The sequence below is a fragment of the Xanthomonas sp. PPL134 genome (assembly GCF_040595915.1).
Lineage (GTDB): Bacteria > Pseudomonadota > Gammaproteobacteria > Xanthomonadales > Xanthomonadaceae > Xanthomonas_A > Xanthomonas_A indica.
The window spans coordinates 12,647-30,083 of sequence record NZ_JAMDLL010000005.1 but is presented as its reverse complement, the minus strand read 5'-3'; the positions used below and the strand labels follow the sequence as shown (position 1 = coordinate 30,083).

The window sequence follows — 17,437 nt, the reverse complement described above, 5'->3', positions numbered from 1 at the left end:
TTCCCGGTAACGCCGGTCGCGGCCGAAGCCGCGCCTACAAATGCACAGCCGTTCGCGGTGGCTGGGGGGGCGATGGGCGCACATGCCCTGGCGCATCGCGAACGTCGGTTTGGCGGCAGTGCCGGCATCCTGCGGCGGCGCGTTTTCCGCGCCGCCGTTCGCCATGTCCTACGGCGCGCTGCTGCCGGTCAGAACCAGAACCGCAGGCCGGCGACCCAGCGCGTCTCGCGTGCCGCGTCGCCGTCGGCGCGGCGCAGGTCGGCGGTATCGCCAAAGCTGCGGACGTGGTCCACACCGATGTACGGCGCGAAGCGGCGGGTGATCTCGTAGCGCAGGCGCACGCCGCCTTCGATGGTGGTCAGCCCGCTGCCGGTGCGATGCGCCGCATCGTCGCGCGCGGCCAGTTCCGCCTCCAGCCGTGGCTGCAGGATCAGGCGATTGGTCAGCAGCACGTCGTACTCGCCCTCCAGGTGCACGCTGGCATGGCCGCCTTCGCCGACGTACAGCATGGCCGACACCTCGAACTTGTACGGCGCCATGCCCTGCACGCCGAACGCGGCCGAGGTTCGCGCATGGCCGGGCGCGAACGCCTGCCTGGCGCCGACCAGCACGTCCCACCACGGCGAGATCGCGCGGCCATAGGCCAGTTCCAGCGTCGACGCCGTGGTGCGGCCGCCCTCGCGTTCGCCGTCGCTGCGCAGCCAGAGCCGGTCGATGTCGCCGCCGTACCAGCCACGCGCTTCCCAGGCCTGGCCGCTGCCGTGCGCGTTGTCCCAGCCCTCCAGGCGGTCGACCAGCAGGTAGCCGGTGCGCGACGCGCCGTGCGCCATGCCGTGGTCGCGCAGCACCGGGAATGCGGCGGCACGGTCGGCGGCGGTGATCGGCGGGATGGGGTCGCGTGGCAGCGGCGTACCGGCACGCGCAGGACACTGGCACGCGCTCGCGCTCGCGGTCGGTGCCGGCGCGGTGGGCATCGCATTGCCCATGCCGTCATAGTCCATGCCGTCGTGTGCAGCGTGTGCGTGCCCGCGGTGATCGCCCTGCGACGGCGGTGCCGCCGCGTGGTCCAGCGTGGCGTGGTCCATGTGCTCGTGCGACAGGGCGTCGGCGTGCTCTGCCGTGGTCCGCGTCACAGGCGCGCCGTGCATGGCCGGCGCCTGCGTGGCATGCCCCATGGCTGCATGGTCCATGGCGCCGTGCATTGCCGTGTCGGGCTGTGCCGTCTCCGCGTTCGCCATGGGCATGGTGGCAGTGGACGCCGGGCAGGCACAGCGCGCTACCGGTACGTCCGTGCCGTTGCCGGCCGCGTGGACATGCTGCGCATACACCGGCGCGTGGGCGAGCAGCAGCGCCAGAGCGGTGGCCTGCGCGAGCGGCGACAAGTGGCGGCGGCTCATGCGTCCACCCGCACTTCGCGCATCATGCCGCCGTCCATGTGGTACAGCAGGTGGCAGTGGTAGGCCCAGCGGCCCAGCGCGTCGGCGCGCACGCGGTAGCTGCGGCGCGTGCCCGGCGGCATGTCCACGGTGTGCTTGCGCACCTGGAAGCGGCCGGCGGCGTCCTCCACGTCGCTCCACATGCCGTGCAGGTGGATCGGGTGCTGCATCATCGTGTCGTTGACCAGCACGATGCGCAGGCGCTCGCCGTAGTTGAGTCGCAGCGGTTCGGCGCTGGCAAAGGGAATGCCGTCGAACGACCAGGCGAACTTCTCCATGTTGCCGGTCAGGTGCAACTGGATCTCGCGTCCCGGCTCGCGTCCGTCCGGGTCCTCGAACAGGCTGTGCAGGTCGGCGTAGGTCAGCACGCGGCGGCCGTTGTCGCGCAGGCCGATGCCGGGGTCGTCCAGCCGTGGCGCAGTGGCGGAGGACTGCATGTCCACCAGTGGATTGCCGCGTTCGCTGCGCGGATGCGCAGGTGCGGCGGCAGGCGCGTGCGCGGCGTGCTCCATGCCCGGCATGCCCGCCATGTGCATGGTCGCGCCGCAGCCGCCCTCCATGCCGTGCATGGCTGCGCCTGCGCCGTGGTCCATGCCGGCGTGGCCGGCCATCGCGTGGCCCATGTCCTGCATGCGCAGCAGCGGGCGCGGGTCGTTCGCCGGCACCGGCGCCTGCAGCCCCTCGCGCACGGCCAGGGTGCCGCGCGCGTGGCCGGTGCGGCCCATGTCCTGGGCGAATACCGTGTAGGCGTCCTGGCCGCTGGGTTCGACCAGCACATCCAAGGTCTCGGCCGCGGCGATGCGGAACTCGTCCACGCTCACCGGATGCACGTACTGACCGTCGGCGGCGACCACGGTCATCTTCAGCCCGGGGATGCGCACGTCGAAGTAGCTCATGCTGGAGGCGTTGATGAAGCGCAGCAGCACCTTTTCGCCGGGGCGGAACAGCCCGGTCCAGTTGCCGGCCGGGGTCATGCCGTTGAGCAGGTAGGTGTAGGTGTTGCCGTTGACGTCGGACAGGTCGGTGGGGGTCATGCGCATGCGCCCCCACATGCCGCGGTCGGCGAGGGTGGCGCGCAGCCCGTCCTCGCGCGCGTCGCGCAGGAAATCGCCGACGGTGCGCTGGTACAGGTTGTCGTAGGACGGCATCTGCTTCAGCCGCCGGAACAGCGCCGCCGGATCCAGGTCGGTCCAGTCCGACAGCAGCAGCACGTGTTCGCGGTCGTAGCGGTACGGCGGCGGCTCGCGCGGGTCGATCACGATGGCGCCGTACAGCCCGGCCTGCTCCTGGTGCAGCGAATGGCTGTGGTACCAGTAGGTGCCGGACTGGCGCAGGGCGAAGCGGTACTGGTAGGTCTCGCCCGGGTAGATGCCGTCGAAGCTCATGCCTGGCACGCCGTCCATGTTGGCCGGCAGCAGCAGGCCGTGCCAGTGCACCGAGGTCTGGGTGTGGCCGGGCAGGCGGTTGGCCACGCGGATGGTCACCGTGTCGCCTTCGCGCCAGCGCAGGAGCGGCGCCGGCACGCTGCCGTTGACGGCGATGGCGGGGCGCTCGCGCCCGGTGAAATTGACCCGCGTGCTGCCGATGCTCAGGTCCAGGTCGGTGCCGTGCAGCACGTAGGGCGCGGCGCCGTTGCGGGCGAGCGCGCTGGCCTGGGCGTGGCGCAGCGGCAGCCCGGTGAGGCCGGCGGCGGCGCCCAGCGCCAGCCCGGTGACGAAGCGGCGCCGCGACGGCAGCGCCGGCAGGCCGGAAGAAGATGCGTTCATGTGCGATGTCCATAAGCGGATGCGATGCGCCAGGCAGCGCCGATGGCGGCGCTGCAGGCACGGGCGCGGCAGCGCCTGTGCGCCGCCGCCAGGAGGCCGCCCGCGGGGCGGCCGCGCGCGCTCAGGCGCTGGGAGGGCGTTCCAGCCGCGGCAGGCCGGGCGCGCCGTGCGCAGCCTGGGGAGTGGAGGAGATCAAGGCGCGGGGCAGGCGCGGCAGCGCCAGCGGCATCGCCAGCAGGGCCGGCAGCGGTTGCGCATGCGGGCATTGGCAGCCGGCCATGCCGCCGCAGCCGCCATGCTTGCCGGCATGGTCGTGGCAGTGGCCGTCGTGATCCATTGGCGGCGGTGGCGGCGCGTCGTGGCAGGGCATCGCCGCATGCGCCGGCGCCGTGCTGGCGACCGTGACAGCCGTGTCGTGCATCGAGGTGCCGTGCGCCGCCATGCCCGGCATCGCCATGGCGGCCGCGGTGCCGTTGAGCAGCAGGCTCAGGCACAGCAGCAGGCGCAGCAGGACGGCGAAGGTCGGCACAGGCAGCAGCGTGGCGGCAGGAAGCGCAGAGGATACCGAAGCCGGCGTGCGCGGCAAGCGACCGCCGCACGGCAAGGCTTGACTCTGGACCCGACTCCAGGGAGTAGGGTGTGCGCATGCGATCCGACCCCGCCACCGCCCGCTTCACCATCGGCGCGCTCGCCCGCCAGGCCGACGTCGCCATCGATACCGTGCGCTACTACGAGCGCCAGGGCCTGCTGCCACCGGCCCCGCGCCGCGCCTCCGGCTACCGCGAGTACGACGCCGCGGCGGTGCAGCGGGTGCGCTTCATCCGCCGCGCCAAGGAACTGGGCTTCTCGCTGGAGGAGATCGGCGAACTGCTGGCCTTGCAGGACGACCAGGTGCACGGCGTGGAGGGCATCAAGCAGCGCGCCAATGCGCGCCTGCAGGCACTGGACCGGCGCATCGCCGAACTCACGGAGATGCGCGACACCCTGGCCGCCCTGGTCGAGGACTGCCCCGGCCGCGGCGTGCCGGACGCCTGCCCGATCCTGGGCGACATCCGTGGCGATGCCGCCGGCGAGCCGTCGCGATGAGTGCGGACCGGACCACCACGTCGCTGACGCTGCCGGTGCAGGGCATGACCTGCGCCGCCTGCGCGGCTGGCGTGGAAAAGGCGCTGCAGCGCCTGCCCGGGGTGGCGGCGCAGGCCAGCTATGCCGGCGCGCGCGTGCAGGTGGACTACGACCCGCAGCAGGTGGACCTGCCGACGCTGCGGCAGCGCATCGAGCAGGCTGGCTATGCCGTACCGACCCAGACCCTGACCCTGGAACTCAGCGGCCTGCACTGCGCCTCCTGCGTGGCGTCGATCGATGCCGTGTTGGCGAAGACCCCGGGCGTCCTCAGCGGCCACGCCAACCTGGCCTCGGCCAAGGCGCGGGTGGAGATCCTGCCGGGCGCGGTCGCGCCGGCGGAGCTGATCGCGCGGATCGCCCGCGCCGGATTCGGTGCGCGTGTCGCCGAGGCCATGGACGCGGCGCAGCTGGCCGAGCGCGAGCGCCGCGAGCGCCGTGCCTGGCGGCGCGAACTGGGCATGTTCGCCGCGGCGGTGCTGCTGACCTTGCCGTTCTGGGGGCAGATGCTCGGCATGCTGGATGGCGACGCCCTGCGCGGTGCGCATGCCGAGCCGCTGCCGCGCTGGCTGCAACTGCTGCTGGCCACGCCGGTGCAGTGCTGGATCGGCGCGCGCTTCTATCGCGCCGGTTACCGCGCGCTGCGCAACGGCAGCGCCAACATGGACGTGCTGGTCGCGCTGGGCACCGGCATGGCCTATCTGTACAGCGCCGTGGTCACCGTCGCCGGCCTGCACGGCCAGCACGTGTACTTCGAGGCCAGCACCAGCGTCATCACCCTGGTGCTGCTCGGGCGCCTGCTGGAGGCCCGCGCCAAGCGCCGCACCACCGCCGCGGTGCGCGCGCTGCTCGACCTGGCGCCGACCACCGCGCGGGTCGAGCGCGACGGCGCCATGGTGGAGGTGGATGCGGCGGAACTGGTGGTCGGCGACGTGTTCGTGGTCGCCGCCGGCGAGCGCGTGCCGGTGGACGGCGAGGTGCTCGAGGGTCATTCCAGCGTGGACGAGGCGATGCTCTCCGGTGAGGCGCTGCCGGTGGCCAAGGCGCCGGGCAGTCGCCTGCATGCGGCCACGGTCAACCAGCTCGGCCTGCTGCGCGCGCGCGCCACCGGCGTCGGCGCCGACACCCTGCTGGCGCAGATCGTGCGCATGGTCGATGCCGCGCAAGGCTCGCGTGCGCCGATCCAGCGCCTGGTCGACCGCATCGCCGCGGTGTTCGTGCCGGCGGTGCTGGCCATCGCCGCGGTCACCCTGGGCGCGACCTGGGCGCTGGGCGGCAGCTTCGCCGACGCCCTGGTGCACGCGGTGGCGGTGCTGGTGATCGCCTGCCCGTGCGCGCTGGGCCTGGCCACGCCGACCGCGATCATGGTCGGCACCGGCGTCGGCGCGCGCGCCGGCATCCTGATCCGCGACGCCGAGGTGCTGGAACGCGCCCGCGCGCTGACCGCGCTGGTGGTCGACAAGACCGGCACGCTGACCCTGGGCCAGCCGCAGGTGACCGCGGTGCTGGTCGCCGACGAGGCCGAGTCCGCGCCCTTGTTGCGGCTGGCCGCCGCGCTGGAGACCGGGTCGGCGCATCCGCTGGCGCGTGCGATCGTGCAGCGCGCCGCCGACCTGGGGGTGCGCACGGCTGCGCCGGCGCCGCGCGCCGAGGCGGTGCAGACCCTGCCGGGGCAAGGCGTGCGCGGCCGCGTCGACGGGCGCGAGGTCGCGCTGGGCGCGCTGGCGTGGCTCGATGGCCTGATCGCCGTGCCGGCCGACCCGACGCTGCGCCGCCAGGCCGAGGCGGCGCAGGCGCAGGGCCACAGCGTGGTCGGGGTGACGGTGGACGGCGCCGTGGCCGGCTATATCGCCATCGCCGATCCGCTGCGCGAGGGCGCTGCCGAGGCGGTGGCGTTGCTGCAGGCGCGCGGCATCGCGGTGACCATGCTCAGCGGCGACAACCGCCACGCGGCGCAGGCGGTGGCCGCGCGGCTCGGCATCGCCCAGGTGCAGGCCGAGGTATTGCCGCAGGACAAGGCCGCGCATGTGCGCGAGCTGCAGGCCGTGCCGGGCGCGCACGTGGGCATGGTCGGCGACGGCATCAACGACGCCCCGGCGCTGGCCGCGGCCGATGTCAGCTTCGCCATCGGCAGCGGCTCGGACATTGCGATCGAAGCGGCCGACGTGGTGCTGATGCACGGCGACCTGGCCGGCGTCGCCGCCGCCATCGACCTGTCCGCGGCGACCGTGCGCAAGATCCGCCAGAACCTGTTTTTCGCCTTCGTCTTCAACGGCCTGGGCATCCCGCTGGCCGCGTTCGGCCTGCTCAATCCGGTGATCGCCGGCGCGGCGATGGCGCTGAGTTCGGTCTCGGTGCTGGGCAACGCGCTGCTGCTGAATCGCTGGCGGGCGCGGTGAGCGCGGACTCGATTTCTTCTTCCTGGAGCCTGACATGCAACATCTCGATCTTCTCGTCCACGGCATGAGTTGCGGCGGCTGCAGCGCACGGCTGCAGCGGGTGCTGGACGCCTGCCCGGGCGTGGCCGCCAGCACGGTGGTGCTGGAGGGCGGGCGCGTGGGCATCGACTACGACCCCGCGCGCATCGACGTGGCCGCGCTGGAGCAGGCGATCGCCGACGCCGGCTTCAGCGTGGCCGCCGCCGGCTGAGCGCCGCCGCTGGGCCGTGCGCCGCGCCGGGTGAACGCCGGGGTGGCGGCCTGCGCGGCGCATGGTCCTGGCGCCTGGCTGGGCGTGTATCGTGGGCGCGATTTCTCCGCTCCCGCATCGCCATGACCCATCACGCTTGGGTGGCCGCCGCCATCCAGAAGATCGACGCCGACTTCAACCGCTCGGCCGACACCCACCTGATCCCGCTGGACCTGCCCGGGTTTCCCGGCATCGACCTGTACTTCAAGGACGAGTCCAGCCATCCCACCGGCAGCCTCAAGCACCGCCTGGCGCGCTCGCTGTTCCTGTACGCGCTGGCCAACGGCTGGTTGCGCGAGGGGCGGCCGGTGATCGAGGCCTCCAGCGGTTCCACCGCGGTATCCGAGGCGTACTTCGCGCGCCTGCTGGGGCTGCCGTTCATCGCGGTGATGCCGGCAACGACCTCGCCGGAGAAGATCGCCGCGATCGAGTTCCAGGGCGGGCGCTGCCACCTGGTCGGGCGCGCCTGCGATCTGCATGCCGATTCGGTGCAGCTGGCGCGCGAGACCGGCGGCCATTTCATGGACCAGTTCCTCTACGCCGAACGCGCCACCGACTGGCGCGCCAACAACAACATCGCCGAGTCGATCTTCCGGCAGATGCAGGAGGAGCCGCATCCGATCCCGGCGTGGATCGTGTGCAGCCCCGGCACCGGCGGCACCGCGGCCACGCTTGGCCGCTACGTGCGCTACCGGCGCCATCCCACCCGCATCCTGTGCGCCGACCCGGAGGTGTCGCTGTTCTTCGACGGCTACCGCGAGGCGCTGGCCGGGCGCGACTATGCCGGCCTGGAAAGCACCGGCGGCTCGCGTATCGAAGGCATCGGCCGGCCGCGGGTGGAGCCGAGCTTCATCCCCAGCTGCGTGGATGCGATGGTCAAGGTGCCCGACGCGCTGAGCCTGGCGGCGATGCGCTACGTCAGCGCGCGCCTGGGCCGGCGCGTGGGCGGCTCCACCGGCACCAACTTCGTCGGCGTGCTGCAGGCGGCCACGCGCATGCGCGAACAGGGCCGCAGTGGCGCCATCGTCACCATCCTGTGCGACAGCGGCGAGCGCTACGTGCACAGCTACTACCGGCCGCAGTGGTACGCCGAGCACGGCATCGACGTCGAACAGGCCGACGCGCAGCTGGCCGCGGCGGTGGCCGGCGCCGGCTTGCCGCCGCTGCCTTGTGCCGCGCTGGACTGACCGCCATCTGTCTTCCATGGCCGGCCGTGCCGGTCCTTTCCCCGCTACCGAGAGTTCCGCGATGACCAATCCCCTGCTCGATTTTTCCGGCCTGCCGCGCTTCGATGCGATCCAGCCCGAGCACATCGGCCCGGCGATCGACACGCTGCTGGCGCAGGCCGAGGCCGCCGTGGCCGCCGCCGAGACGGTGGCGCCGGTGCGCTGGGACAGCTTCGTGGCGCCGCTGGACGATGCCACCGAGCGCCTGTGGCGCGCCTGGGGCCAGGTGAGCCACCTGCAGGCGGTGGTCAACACGCCGGCGCTGCGCGAGGCCTACAACGCCAACCTGCCGAAGGTGACGCGCTTCTCCAGCGCGCTGGGGCAGAACCTGGCGCTGTTTGCGCAGTACCGCACGCTGGCGCAATCGCCGGAGGCGGCCACGCTCGGCCCGGCGCAGCGCAAGGTGCTGGACAACGCGCTGCGCGACTTCCGCCTGGGCGGCGCCGAACTGGGCGAGGCCGACAAGCAGCGCTTCGCCGCGATCCAGGAAGAGCTGTCGGCGCTGTCGGCCAAGTTCTCGCAGAATGTGCTCGACGCCACCGACGCGTGGTCGCTGCTGATCGACGACCCGGCGCGCCTGGCCGGCCTGCCCGAGGACAGCGTCGCCGCTGCGCGCGCAACGGCCGAGCGCGACGGCCAGGAAGGCTGGAAGCTGACCCTGCAGATGCCGTGCTACCTGCCGGTGCAGATGTATGCCGAGGACCGCGCGCTGCGCGAGACGCTGTACCGCGCCAACGCGATCCGCGCCTCGGAGTTCGGCGATGCGGCGCTGGACAACAGCGCGGCGATCGGCCGCATCCTCGCCCTGCGCGGCGAACTGGCCGCGCTGCTCGGCTTCGCCAGCTATGCCGAGTATTCGCTGGCGACCAAGATGGCGCAGGATCCAGCCCAGGTGCTGGAGTTCCTGCACGACCTTGCCGCACGCGCCAAGCCCTACGCGCAGCGCGACCGCGCCGAACTGGAAGCCTTCGCGCGCGAGCACCTGGGCCTGGACACGCTGGAAGCCTGGGACCTGCTCTATGCCAGCGAAAAGCTCAAGCAGGCGCGCTACAGCTTCTCCGAGCAGGAGGTGAAGCGCTACTTCACCGAGCCCAAGGTGCTGGACGGCCTGTTCGGCCTGATCCACGACCTGTACGGCTTGCGCGTGGAGGCCGACAGCGCGCCGGTGTGGCATCCGGACGTGCGCTTCTTCCGCCTCAGCGACGCGCAGGGGCGCCTGGTCGGGCAGTTCTACCTGGACCTGTACGCGCGCGAAGGCAAGCGCGGTGGCGCCTGGATGGACGACTGCCGCAACCGTCGCGAGCGCGCCGACGGCGTGCAGACCCCGCTGGTGTACCTGGTCTGCAACTTCGGCCGCGGCAGCGACGGCAAGCCGGCCACGTTCACCCACAACGAGGTCACCACCCTGTTCCACGAGATGGGCCACGGCCTGCACCAGTTGCTGACCCAGGTCGGCGAACTGGGCGTGGCCGGCATCAACGGCGTGGAATGGGACGCGGTGGAACTGCCCAGCCAGTTCATGGAGAACTTCTGCTGGGAATGGCCGCGCCTGCAGGCGATGACCGCGCACGTGGACAGCGGCGAGCCGCTGCCGCGCGCGCTGTTCGACAAGATGCTGGCGGCGAAGAACTACCAGAGCGGCATGTTCACCGTGCGCCAGCTCGAGTTCGCGCTGTTCGACATGCAACTGCACCACAGCTTCGATGCGCAGACCGACAGCGTGCTGCAGTTGCTCGAGCGCGTGCGCGACGCAGTGGCGGTGAACCGGCCGCCGGCATGGAACCGCTTCCCCCACCAGTTCAGCCACATCTTCGCCGGCGGCTATGCGGCCGGCTACTACAGCTACAAATGGGCCGAGGTGCTCAGCGCCGATGCCTATGCCGCATTCGAGGAAGCGCCGGACCAGTTGGCGGACACCGGCGCGCGCTTCCTGCGCGAGATCCTCTCGCGCGGCGGCAGCCGCCCGGCGCTGGAGAACTTCACCGCCTTCCGCGGCCGCGCGCCGGAGCTGGAGGCGTTGCTGCGGCACAGCGGCATGGCGGGATAAGCTGGGATTCGGGATTCGGGATGACCAGCCTGCGGCTGTTGAAAGCCGGGATTCGGGTTAGGGAGTCGGGATTCTTCGCGGGTTTCGGGCAGTTGCGAGGATCTTGTGGGAGGGGCTAAAGCCCCTCCCACAAAAAGCGGCGACTTTTCATCGGAAGGCGGCCACGTTCGTCAGATCGCTTGATGGCGATGTTGTTCCGTGCAGGACGACCCCGTTCCCGTTCTCGATCCCCAATCCCGGCTCTCAACAGCCGCAGGCTGGTCATCCCCAATCTCCAATCTCCAATCCCAGCTCCTCTGTGCTAGAACACAGCACAGCGGCACGGCGATCGTCGCCGCCGCGATCGCGGCATAGGACACTGCCGCACCGCACAAGGAGGACCGCATGAAGCGAGCAGGGTGGTGGACGCCGTTGCTGTTGAGCATGGTCGCGCCGGCCTTGGCGCAGGACGGCAGCGGCACGGTGCGCATCGGCGCCAGCCTGCGCGCCGGCCCGGCGCCGGAGTATCCGCGCGTGGCCACGCCGGTCACCGACGATGCACTGCGGGTGCATGGCTGCACCCGCGACTGGACCTGGTGCGATGTCAGTTGGCGCGAAAAACGCGGTTGGCTGCCGGCCGGCGCGATCGATTTCAGCGCACAGGAACAGGGCATCGCACCCGGCGTGCCCACCGTCGGTTTTGCGCTGGATCGCTATTGGGACACGCACTATCGCGGTCAGCCGTGGGCGCGCGAACGCGCGCGCTATCGGCCACTGGAAAGCGCCGCGAGCGCGGCCGGGCCGGCGCAGATCCCGGCCCCGTTGCAGCGGCAGTTGGGGCCGCAATGGCGGGCGCCGCCGCCAGCGGCGTCTGCCTCCGAGGCCGTGAGCAGCGCGCCGCAATGGACGCCGCCGGGCGAACGGATGCATCAGATCCCGCCGCCGGATGCGCTCAATCCCCGCTACAACAAGGAACTGGCGAAGGAGTTGCAACGCCAGGACAGCGACCGCCGCCAGCGCGAAGCGATGGGACTGCAGCCGGTGCCGCCCGCTGCGTCCGCGCCGTCGGCATCGCCGGCGTGGCCGCCGTCGCCGGCGACCATCCAGTGGGTCGAGCGGCATTCGCCGAAGCCGACCTCGCCTCCGCCGCCACCACCGCCACCGCCACCGCCTCCACCGCCACCGCCACCGCCACCGCCTTCAGCGCCACCGACCAAGCCGGAAGCGCACAAGGACGACGACGCCGGGCGTCGCGACGTCCGGCAACTGGAGCGCTGACGCGCGGCACGCTGCCGCTGCCGGCACCGTGCAGGCGTGGCCCGACTCAGGTCTTGGCGAACACCAGCGCCGCGTTGGTGCCGCCGAAGCCGAAGCTGTTGGACATCACCGTGCGCAACGCGGCGTCGCGGCTTTCGCGCACGATCGGGAAGCCCTCGGCGCGCGGATCCAGCGTGTCGATGTTGGCCGAGCCGGCGATGAAGCCGTCGCGCAGCATCAGCAGGCAGTAGATCGCCTCGTGCACGCTGGCCGCGCCCAGCGAATGCCCGGACAGCGCCTTGGTCGAGGACAGCGGCGGCACCGCGTCGCCGAACGCCGCGCGCACCGCCTCCAGTTCGGTGACGTCGCCCAGCGGCGTGGAGGTGCCGTGGGTGTTGAGGTAGTCGATCGGCGCGTCCACGCCCTGCAGCGCCATGCGCATGCAGCGCACCGCGCCTTCGCCGGACGGGGCGACCATGTCGGCGCCGTCGGAGGTCACGCCGTAGCCGACCAGTTCGGCATGGATGCGCGCGCCGCGCGCCACCGCGCGGTCGTAGTCCTCCAGCACCAGCATGCCGCCGCCGCCGGCGATGACGAAGCCGTCGCGCGCGACGTCGTAGGGCCGCGAGGCCACCGCCGGCGTGTCGTTGAAGCCGGTGGACAGCGCGCCCATGGCGTCGAACATCAGGCTCATGGTCCAGTCCAGTTCCTCGCCGCCGCCGGCGAACATCACGTCCTGCTGGCCGTGGCGGATCAGGTCCGCCGCCGCGCCGATGCAGTGCGCCGAGGTCGCGCACGCGGCCGACAGCGAGTAGCTGACGCCCTTGATCTTGAACGCGGTGGCCAGGCTGGCCGACACCGCCGAACACATCGTGCGCGGCACCATGTACGGGCCGACCTTGCGCACGCCGCGGTTGCGCAGCAGGTCCGCCGCTTCCACCTGCCAGTGACTGGAGCCGCCGCCGGAACCGGCGATCAGGCCGATCCGCGGATCGCTGATCGCCGCTTCGTCCAGGCCGGCGTCGGCCAAGGCATCGCGCAGTGCAAGGTAGGCGTAGGCCGAGGCGTCGCCCATGAAGCGCTTGAGCTTGCGGTCGATCGCCGCGTCCAGGTCCAGTTGCACATCGCCGCCGACCTGGCTGCGCAGGCCGAACTCCGCCGCCTGCGCGTTGTAGCGGATGCCGGAGCGGCCCTCGCGCAAGGCGCGCGCCACGCTGTCCAGATCGTTGCCCAGGCACGAGGTGATGCCCATCCCGGTAATGGCCACGCGCCGCATCAGAATGCCTCCGTCGAAGTGAACAGGCCCACGCGCATGTCCTTGGCGGTATAGATCTCGCGCCCGTCCACCGACATGCGGCCGTCGGCCACCGCCATCACCAGCTTGCGGTTGATCACCCGGCTGATGTCGATCTCGTACACCACCTGCTTGGCGGTGGGCAGCACCTGGCCGGTGAACTTCACCTCGCCCACGCCCAGCGCACGGCCACGACCGGGTGCGCCCAACCAGGTCAGGAAGAAGCCGGTCAGCTGCCACATCGCATCCAGGCCCAGGCAGCCGGGCATCACCGGATCGCCGATGAAATGGCAGCCGAAGAACCACAGGTCCGGACGGATATCCAGTTCGGCGCGGATCACGCCCTTGCCGTGCGCGCCGCCGGTCTCGTCGATGGCGACGATGCGGTCGAACATCAGCATCGGATCATTGGGCAGGCGCCCGGCATTGGCGCCGAACAACTCGCCGCGTGCGCTGGCAAGCAATTGCTCGCGCGAATAGGAGGACAGACGACTCATGAGCGGAACATTCCCAGGCGAGACAGTCGAGGCGCGCAAGAGTGCATGAGCGTCGCGCGTTCAATCAAACGTTTTATCCGTACGCACGCGTAGTGTCGGCAGCGGCGACGGCGCGCGCACTGCGCCGGATCAAGGCGCGCGTTCTCAATCCGTGCGCAGTGCCGGGCTTATCATGTGCTCACCGTTCGCAGGCGTAGGGTTGGGGTCGATGCGCAAGATCATTCACGTCGACATGGATGCGTTCTACGCGTCCGTGGAGCAGCGTGACGATCCGGCGCTGCGCGGCAAGCCCGTGGTGGTGGCCTGGCGCGGCATGCGCTCGGTGGTGTGCGCCGCCTCCTACGAGGCACGCGTGTTCGGCGTGCGCTCGGCGATGCCGGCGCTGCGCGCCGAGCGGCTGTGCCCGGACGCGATCTTCGTGCCGCCGGATTTCGCCCGCTACAAGGCGGTGTCGCGGCAGGTGCGCGAGATCTTCCAGCGCCACACCGACCTGATCGAGCCGCTGTCGCTGGACGAAGCCTACCTGGACGTCACCGCGCCCAAGGGCGAACTGCGCACCGCCACCGAGATCGCGCAGACCATCCGCGCGCAGATCCGCGCCGAAACCGAATTGACCGCATCGGCCGGGATCGCGCCGAACAAGTTCCTGGCCAAGATCGCTTCGGACTGGCGCAAGCCCGACGGCCAGTTCGTGATCCGTCCGCATCGCGTGGACGCGTTCCTGACGCCGTTGCCGGTGAACAAGGTGCCCGGCGTGGGCAAGGTCATGGAGGCCAAGCTGGCGGAACTGGGCATCGCCACCGTCGGCGATCTGCGCGGGCGCAGCGAGGCGGAACTGGAGGCGCGCTTCGGCAGCTTCGGCCTGCGCCTGTACCAGCGCGCGCGCGGCATCGACGAACGCCCGGTGGAGTCGGACCAGCCGGTGCAGTCGATCTCCTCCGAGGACACCTTCGCCGAAGACCTGGCGCTGGAGGCGCTGGAGCCGGCGATCCGGCAACTGGCGGAAAAGACCTGGAACGCCACCCGCCGCACCGAGCGCATCGCGCGCACCGTGGTGTTGAAGCTGAAGACCGCGCAGTTCCGCATCCTCACCCGCAGCTTCACCCCGGAGCATCCGCCCGAATCGCTGCAGGCCTTGATCGACATCGCCCTGGCGCTGCGCGCGCGCGTGGACCTGCCGGCGTCCACCCGCTACCGCCTGGTCGGCGTGGGCCTGTCGGGCTTCCACGAGCGCGAGCCGGGGCAGGCGCAGGGGCAGTTGTTCGGCTGATGCTGCTGTGCCGCCGCATCGTGCTGCTCCGGAGACGTGGATCGAAACAGGCGGGCGACCTTGATCGGGTCGGAAGAACGGAGTCGCACCCTCACGGGGACGTGGATTGAAACCCGACCCAAGTGCGGCCTTGACTTGCCGCAATAGTGAGATTCTGTCGAGCGCGGAAGAGTGGCGTGATCGGCACCCGGCGATCAGCGCATCGGCTGCGTGGCGATCGCGTTTGGCGTTGCGACCGCGCGGAAGCCGGGCAGTTCCGGAATGCGTTGCGCCATGAACTGCAGGAAAGTGCGGGTCCGTAGCGGCAGATGCCGGCGCGACGCGTAGACGAGATGCAGTGTATGCGGCGGCGGCATGTCCCACTTCGGCAGCAGCCGCTCGAGTTGCCCGGCGTCGATCAGATCCTGGACGAGCCATGCCGGCGCGCTGCCGAGCGCGTGCCCGGCCAGGAAGCATTCGCGCAGCGCCATCGAGCTGTCCACGCGATATCGGCCGCGTACCGCGACGCCCACCTTCTCGCCGCTCCGCGCGAAGACCAGTTCGCTGCCGATGATGTCCGCACGTGCATAACCGACGTACTCGTGCTTCGCCAGATCCTCCGGGCGGCGGATTTTCGGCGCGCGCGCCACATACGCGGGCGTAGCCACCAGCAGGCGCGGCGACGCCGCGATGGGGCGCGCGACGACGTCCGGCGGCAGCACGTGGCCGAGACGAATGGCGACGTCGACGCCTTCCTCGACCAAGTCGATCATGCGATCGGTCAGGTGCAGTTCGACGTCGATCTCCGGCCACGCGGCAAGGAATTCGAGCACCAGCGCATTCAGCCTCAGTTCGCCGAGTCCGAGCGGCGCGTTGACGACTAGTTTGCCGGCCGGCCGCCTCGTTTGCCCGCGCACGTCGGCCACAGCGCTGTCGTATTCGTCGAGCACGCGCTTGCAGCGATCGTAGAACCGGCGGCCTTCGTCGGTCGGTGCGAGGCTCTTCGTCGAGCGTTCGAGCAGGCGCACGTCCAGCGCCTGCTCGAACGCCGCGACGAGCTTGCTGATCCTCGGCTGTCCGGTGCCTTCCTCGCGCGCGACCGCTGAGAAATTGCCCAGTTCGATCGCGCGAACGAACACGCGCATGGCGCGCAGTGAATCCACTTTATTCCTTTATGGAATGAACTATATGCACATTTACCGTATTACGGTGCATTAAACAATGACCTAGCGTTCGCGAACCATCAATCCCTTGATTAAGTCGACATGAACGAACCCCTGCAATCTTCGGCGCTGGACGGCGCGCACGTGGTGATTTTTGGCGCCGGTTCCGGCATCGGGCTCGGGGCTGCGGCCGCCGCGAAGGCCCGAGGCGCCAGCGTTACCCTGGTCGGCCGAACCCGCGCGAAACTCGAGGCCGCAGCAAGGTCGCTCGGCGGCGCGAGCATCGCAATGGCCGATATCGCGGATCGGCATGCGGTGCAGGCCGTATTCGACACGCTGACGCGGGTCGATCATCTGGTCGTCACGGCCGGCCGCTTCATTGCCGGCAAGCTGAACGAGACCGATCCAGACCATCTTCTCGCCGCGCTGCACGAGCGCATCGCCGGGCCGGTGTACGCGATTCGCTCGGTGCTGCCGCTGATGCCCGCGACAGGCTCCATCGTGCTGACCGGCGGACAATTGTCTGATCGTCCGGCCGCTCACGGCACGTCCGTCATCGCCGCCGCTGTGCGCGGCGTCGAGGCGCTGGCGCAATCGCTCGCGCTGGAACTGAAGCCGGTTCGTGTCAATGTTGTCGCGCCGGGCTTCGTCGAGACGCCGTTGTACGATGCGTTTGGCCCGGAAGCGCGCGACACGATCCTCGCGGGCGCCGCGGCGGCGTTACCGGGCGGCCGCGTCGGCCGCGCCGACGAAGTCGGCGAAGCGATCGCGTTCCTGCTGGAAAACCGCTTCATGAATGGCGAAATCCTGCACATCGACGGCGGCGGCCGGCTGGTCTGAACGGTGGGATTCAACCAGCGGGCATCCGGATACACGCGCTGGCAGACGGCGATGGTTAGTGCGTCGCACCCTCACGGGTGCGTTGATTGAAACGGTTACAAGGACAGTGCCTCGCGGCGGCGCGGCGGCGCGGCGGGTAGGCGCCACCTACAATGCGCACTTCTTCTCCCGCATTGGCACGACATGACGTTCCCGTACGCATTGGTGGTGTTCGACCTGGACGGCACCTTGGTCGACAGCGGCGCCGACATTGCCGAGGCGCTGAACCGCACCCTGGTCGACTTCGGCCTGCCGCGCGTGCCCGAGACGACCGTGCTCGGCTGGATCGGCGAGGGCGTGCGCACACTGGTCGAGATCGCCTGGCGGCACGCCGGCGACGCCACGCCGCTCGACACGGTGATGCCGACCTTCATGCGCCACTACGCCGAATGCCTGTTGCGCAGCCCGCGGCTGTATCCGGGGGCGGCCGAGGCGCTGGCGCAGCTGCGTGCGGAAGGCGTGACCCTGGCGCTGTGCACCAACAAGCCGGCGGCGATGGTGCCGCCACTATTGCAGCATCTGGGCGTGGCCGCGCTGTTTTCCGCGGTGCTGGGCGGCGACAGCCTGCCCGAGCGCAAGCCCAGCCCGGCGCCGTTGCTGCACCTGGCGCAGCAGTTCGGGCAGCCGCCGGCGCACTGCCTGATGGTCGGCGATTCGCCCACCGACCTGCAGGCCGGCCACGCCGCCGGCATGCCGGTGGCGCTGGTGCGCTACGGCTATCCGCGCGACCTGGATCTGGCCACCGCCGACGTGGTGCTGCTGATGGACGATCTGCGCGAGTTGCTGACGCTGCGTTGATGCCGGCGATGGAACGCGGCTGGCATGGCCGCTGCC

General features: G+C 70.8%; 15 protein-coding genes. 9 read left to right on the top strand and 6 right to left on the bottom strand.

The features are described from left to right. Nucleotides 1-188: 188 nt before the first annotated feature. The 3 genes from M3U25_RS11605 to M3U25_RS11595 form a co-directional block, all read right to left on the bottom strand. Nucleotides 189-1,397 carry a copper resistance protein B gene (locus tag M3U25_RS11605; RefSeq protein WP_355501353.1) on the bottom strand — a complete coding sequence of 403 codons (1,209 nt, stop codon included), beginning with the start codon at nt 1,395-1,397 and terminating at the stop codon, nt 189-191. Then, entirely contained in the window at nt 1,394-3,202 is a 1,809-nt protein-coding gene (locus tag M3U25_RS11600; RefSeq protein ID WP_355501356.1) for a copper resistance system multicopper oxidase, read from the bottom strand. The genes M3U25_RS11605 and M3U25_RS11600 overlap by 4 nt, the downstream gene beginning before the upstream one ends. A 121-nt stretch (nt 3,203-3,323) precedes the next feature. After that, nucleotides 3,324-3,731: a CopL family metal-binding regulatory protein gene (locus M3U25_RS11595; protein WP_355501359.1), complete on the bottom strand. Its 408-nt coding sequence runs from the start codon at nt 3,729-3,731 to the stop codon at nt 3,324-3,326. Between the two features lie 116 nt (nt 3,732-3,847). Between M3U25_RS11595 and M3U25_RS11590 the strand changes: the two genes are divergently transcribed. The 6 genes from M3U25_RS11590 (at nt 3,848) to M3U25_RS11565 (ending at nt 11,542) form a co-directional block, all read left to right on the top strand. After that, complete coding sequence (locus M3U25_RS11590; protein ID WP_355501362.1) at nt 3,848-4,288, top strand: heavy metal-responsive transcriptional regulator; 441 nt, start codon at nt 3,848-3,850, stop codon at nt 4,286-4,288. Further along, nucleotides 4,285-6,723 carry a heavy metal translocating P-type ATPase gene (locus tag M3U25_RS11585; protein WP_355501365.1) on the top strand — a complete coding sequence of 813 codons (2,439 nt, stop codon included), beginning with the start codon at nt 4,285-4,287 and terminating at the stop codon, nt 6,721-6,723. The genes M3U25_RS11590 and M3U25_RS11585 overlap by 4 nt, the downstream gene beginning before the upstream one ends. A 34-nt stretch (nt 6,724-6,757) precedes the next feature. Continuing rightward, nucleotides 6,758-6,973: a heavy-metal-associated domain-containing protein gene (locus M3U25_RS11580; protein ID WP_184502392.1), complete on the top strand. Its 216-nt coding sequence runs from the start codon at nt 6,758-6,760 to the stop codon at nt 6,971-6,973. Between the two features lie 122 nt (nt 6,974-7,095). After that, a complete protein-coding gene (locus M3U25_RS11575; protein ID WP_355501369.1) occupies nt 7,096-8,199 on the top strand; it encodes a PLP-dependent cysteine synthase family protein in 1,104 nt (367 codons plus the stop codon). 61 nt (nt 8,200-8,260) lie between these two features. Then, nucleotides 8,261-10,285, top strand: a complete 2,025-nt coding sequence (locus tag M3U25_RS11570) for a M3 family metallopeptidase (protein WP_355501372.1) — start codon at nt 8,261-8,263, stop codon at nt 10,283-10,285. A gap of 384 nt (nt 10,286-10,669) precedes the next feature. Then, nucleotides 10,670-11,542 (top strand): hypothetical protein, encoded by an 873-nt coding sequence (locus tag M3U25_RS11565; protein WP_355501375.1) that lies wholly within the window; start codon nt 10,670-10,672, stop codon nt 11,540-11,542. 46 nt (nt 11,543-11,588) lie between these two features. On the opposite strand, the gene fabB is transcribed toward M3U25_RS11565, so the two are convergent. Together fabB and fabA are read right to left on the bottom strand one after the other, a co-directional pair. Next, entirely contained in the window at nt 11,589-12,797 is a 1,209-nt protein-coding gene (gene fabB, locus M3U25_RS11560) for a beta-ketoacyl-ACP synthase I (protein ID WP_355501378.1), read from the bottom strand. Next, the gene (gene fabA, locus M3U25_RS11555; RefSeq protein WP_242159698.1) at nt 12,797-13,312 is read right to left on the bottom strand and encodes a 3-hydroxyacyl-[acyl-carrier-protein] dehydratase FabA; all 516 of its coding nucleotides are present in this window, start codon (nt 13,310-13,312) and stop codon (nt 12,797-12,799) included. Before fabA ends, fabB begins: the two co-directional genes overlap by 1 nt. 199 nt (nt 13,313-13,511) lie before the next feature. Here fabA and dinB point away from each other — a divergent pair, with 199 nt between their 5' ends. Beyond that, nucleotides 13,512-14,582 carry a DNA polymerase IV gene (gene dinB / locus M3U25_RS11550; protein ID WP_355501382.1) on the top strand — a complete coding sequence of 357 codons (1,071 nt, stop codon included), beginning with the start codon at nt 13,512-13,514 and terminating at the stop codon, nt 14,580-14,582. 194 nt (nt 14,583-14,776) lie between these two features. On the opposite strand, the gene M3U25_RS11545 is transcribed toward dinB, so the two are convergent. Beyond that, a complete protein-coding gene (locus M3U25_RS11545) occupies nt 14,777-15,706 on the bottom strand; it encodes a LysR family transcriptional regulator (RefSeq protein WP_355501384.1) in 930 nt (309 codons plus the stop codon). Between the two features lie 120 nt (nt 15,707-15,826). Between M3U25_RS11545 and M3U25_RS11540 the strand changes: the two genes are divergently transcribed. Both M3U25_RS11540 and gph read left to right on the top strand, forming a co-directional pair. Further along, the gene (locus M3U25_RS11540) at nt 15,827-16,564 is read left to right on the top strand and encodes an SDR family oxidoreductase (protein WP_355501387.1); all 738 of its coding nucleotides are present in this window, start codon (nt 15,827-15,829) and stop codon (nt 16,562-16,564) included. Between the two features lie 183 nt (nt 16,565-16,747). Further along, entirely contained in the window at nt 16,748-17,401 is a 654-nt protein-coding gene (gene gph / locus M3U25_RS11535) for a phosphoglycolate phosphatase (protein WP_355501390.1), read from the top strand. Nucleotides 17,402-17,437 lie beyond the last annotated feature (36 nt).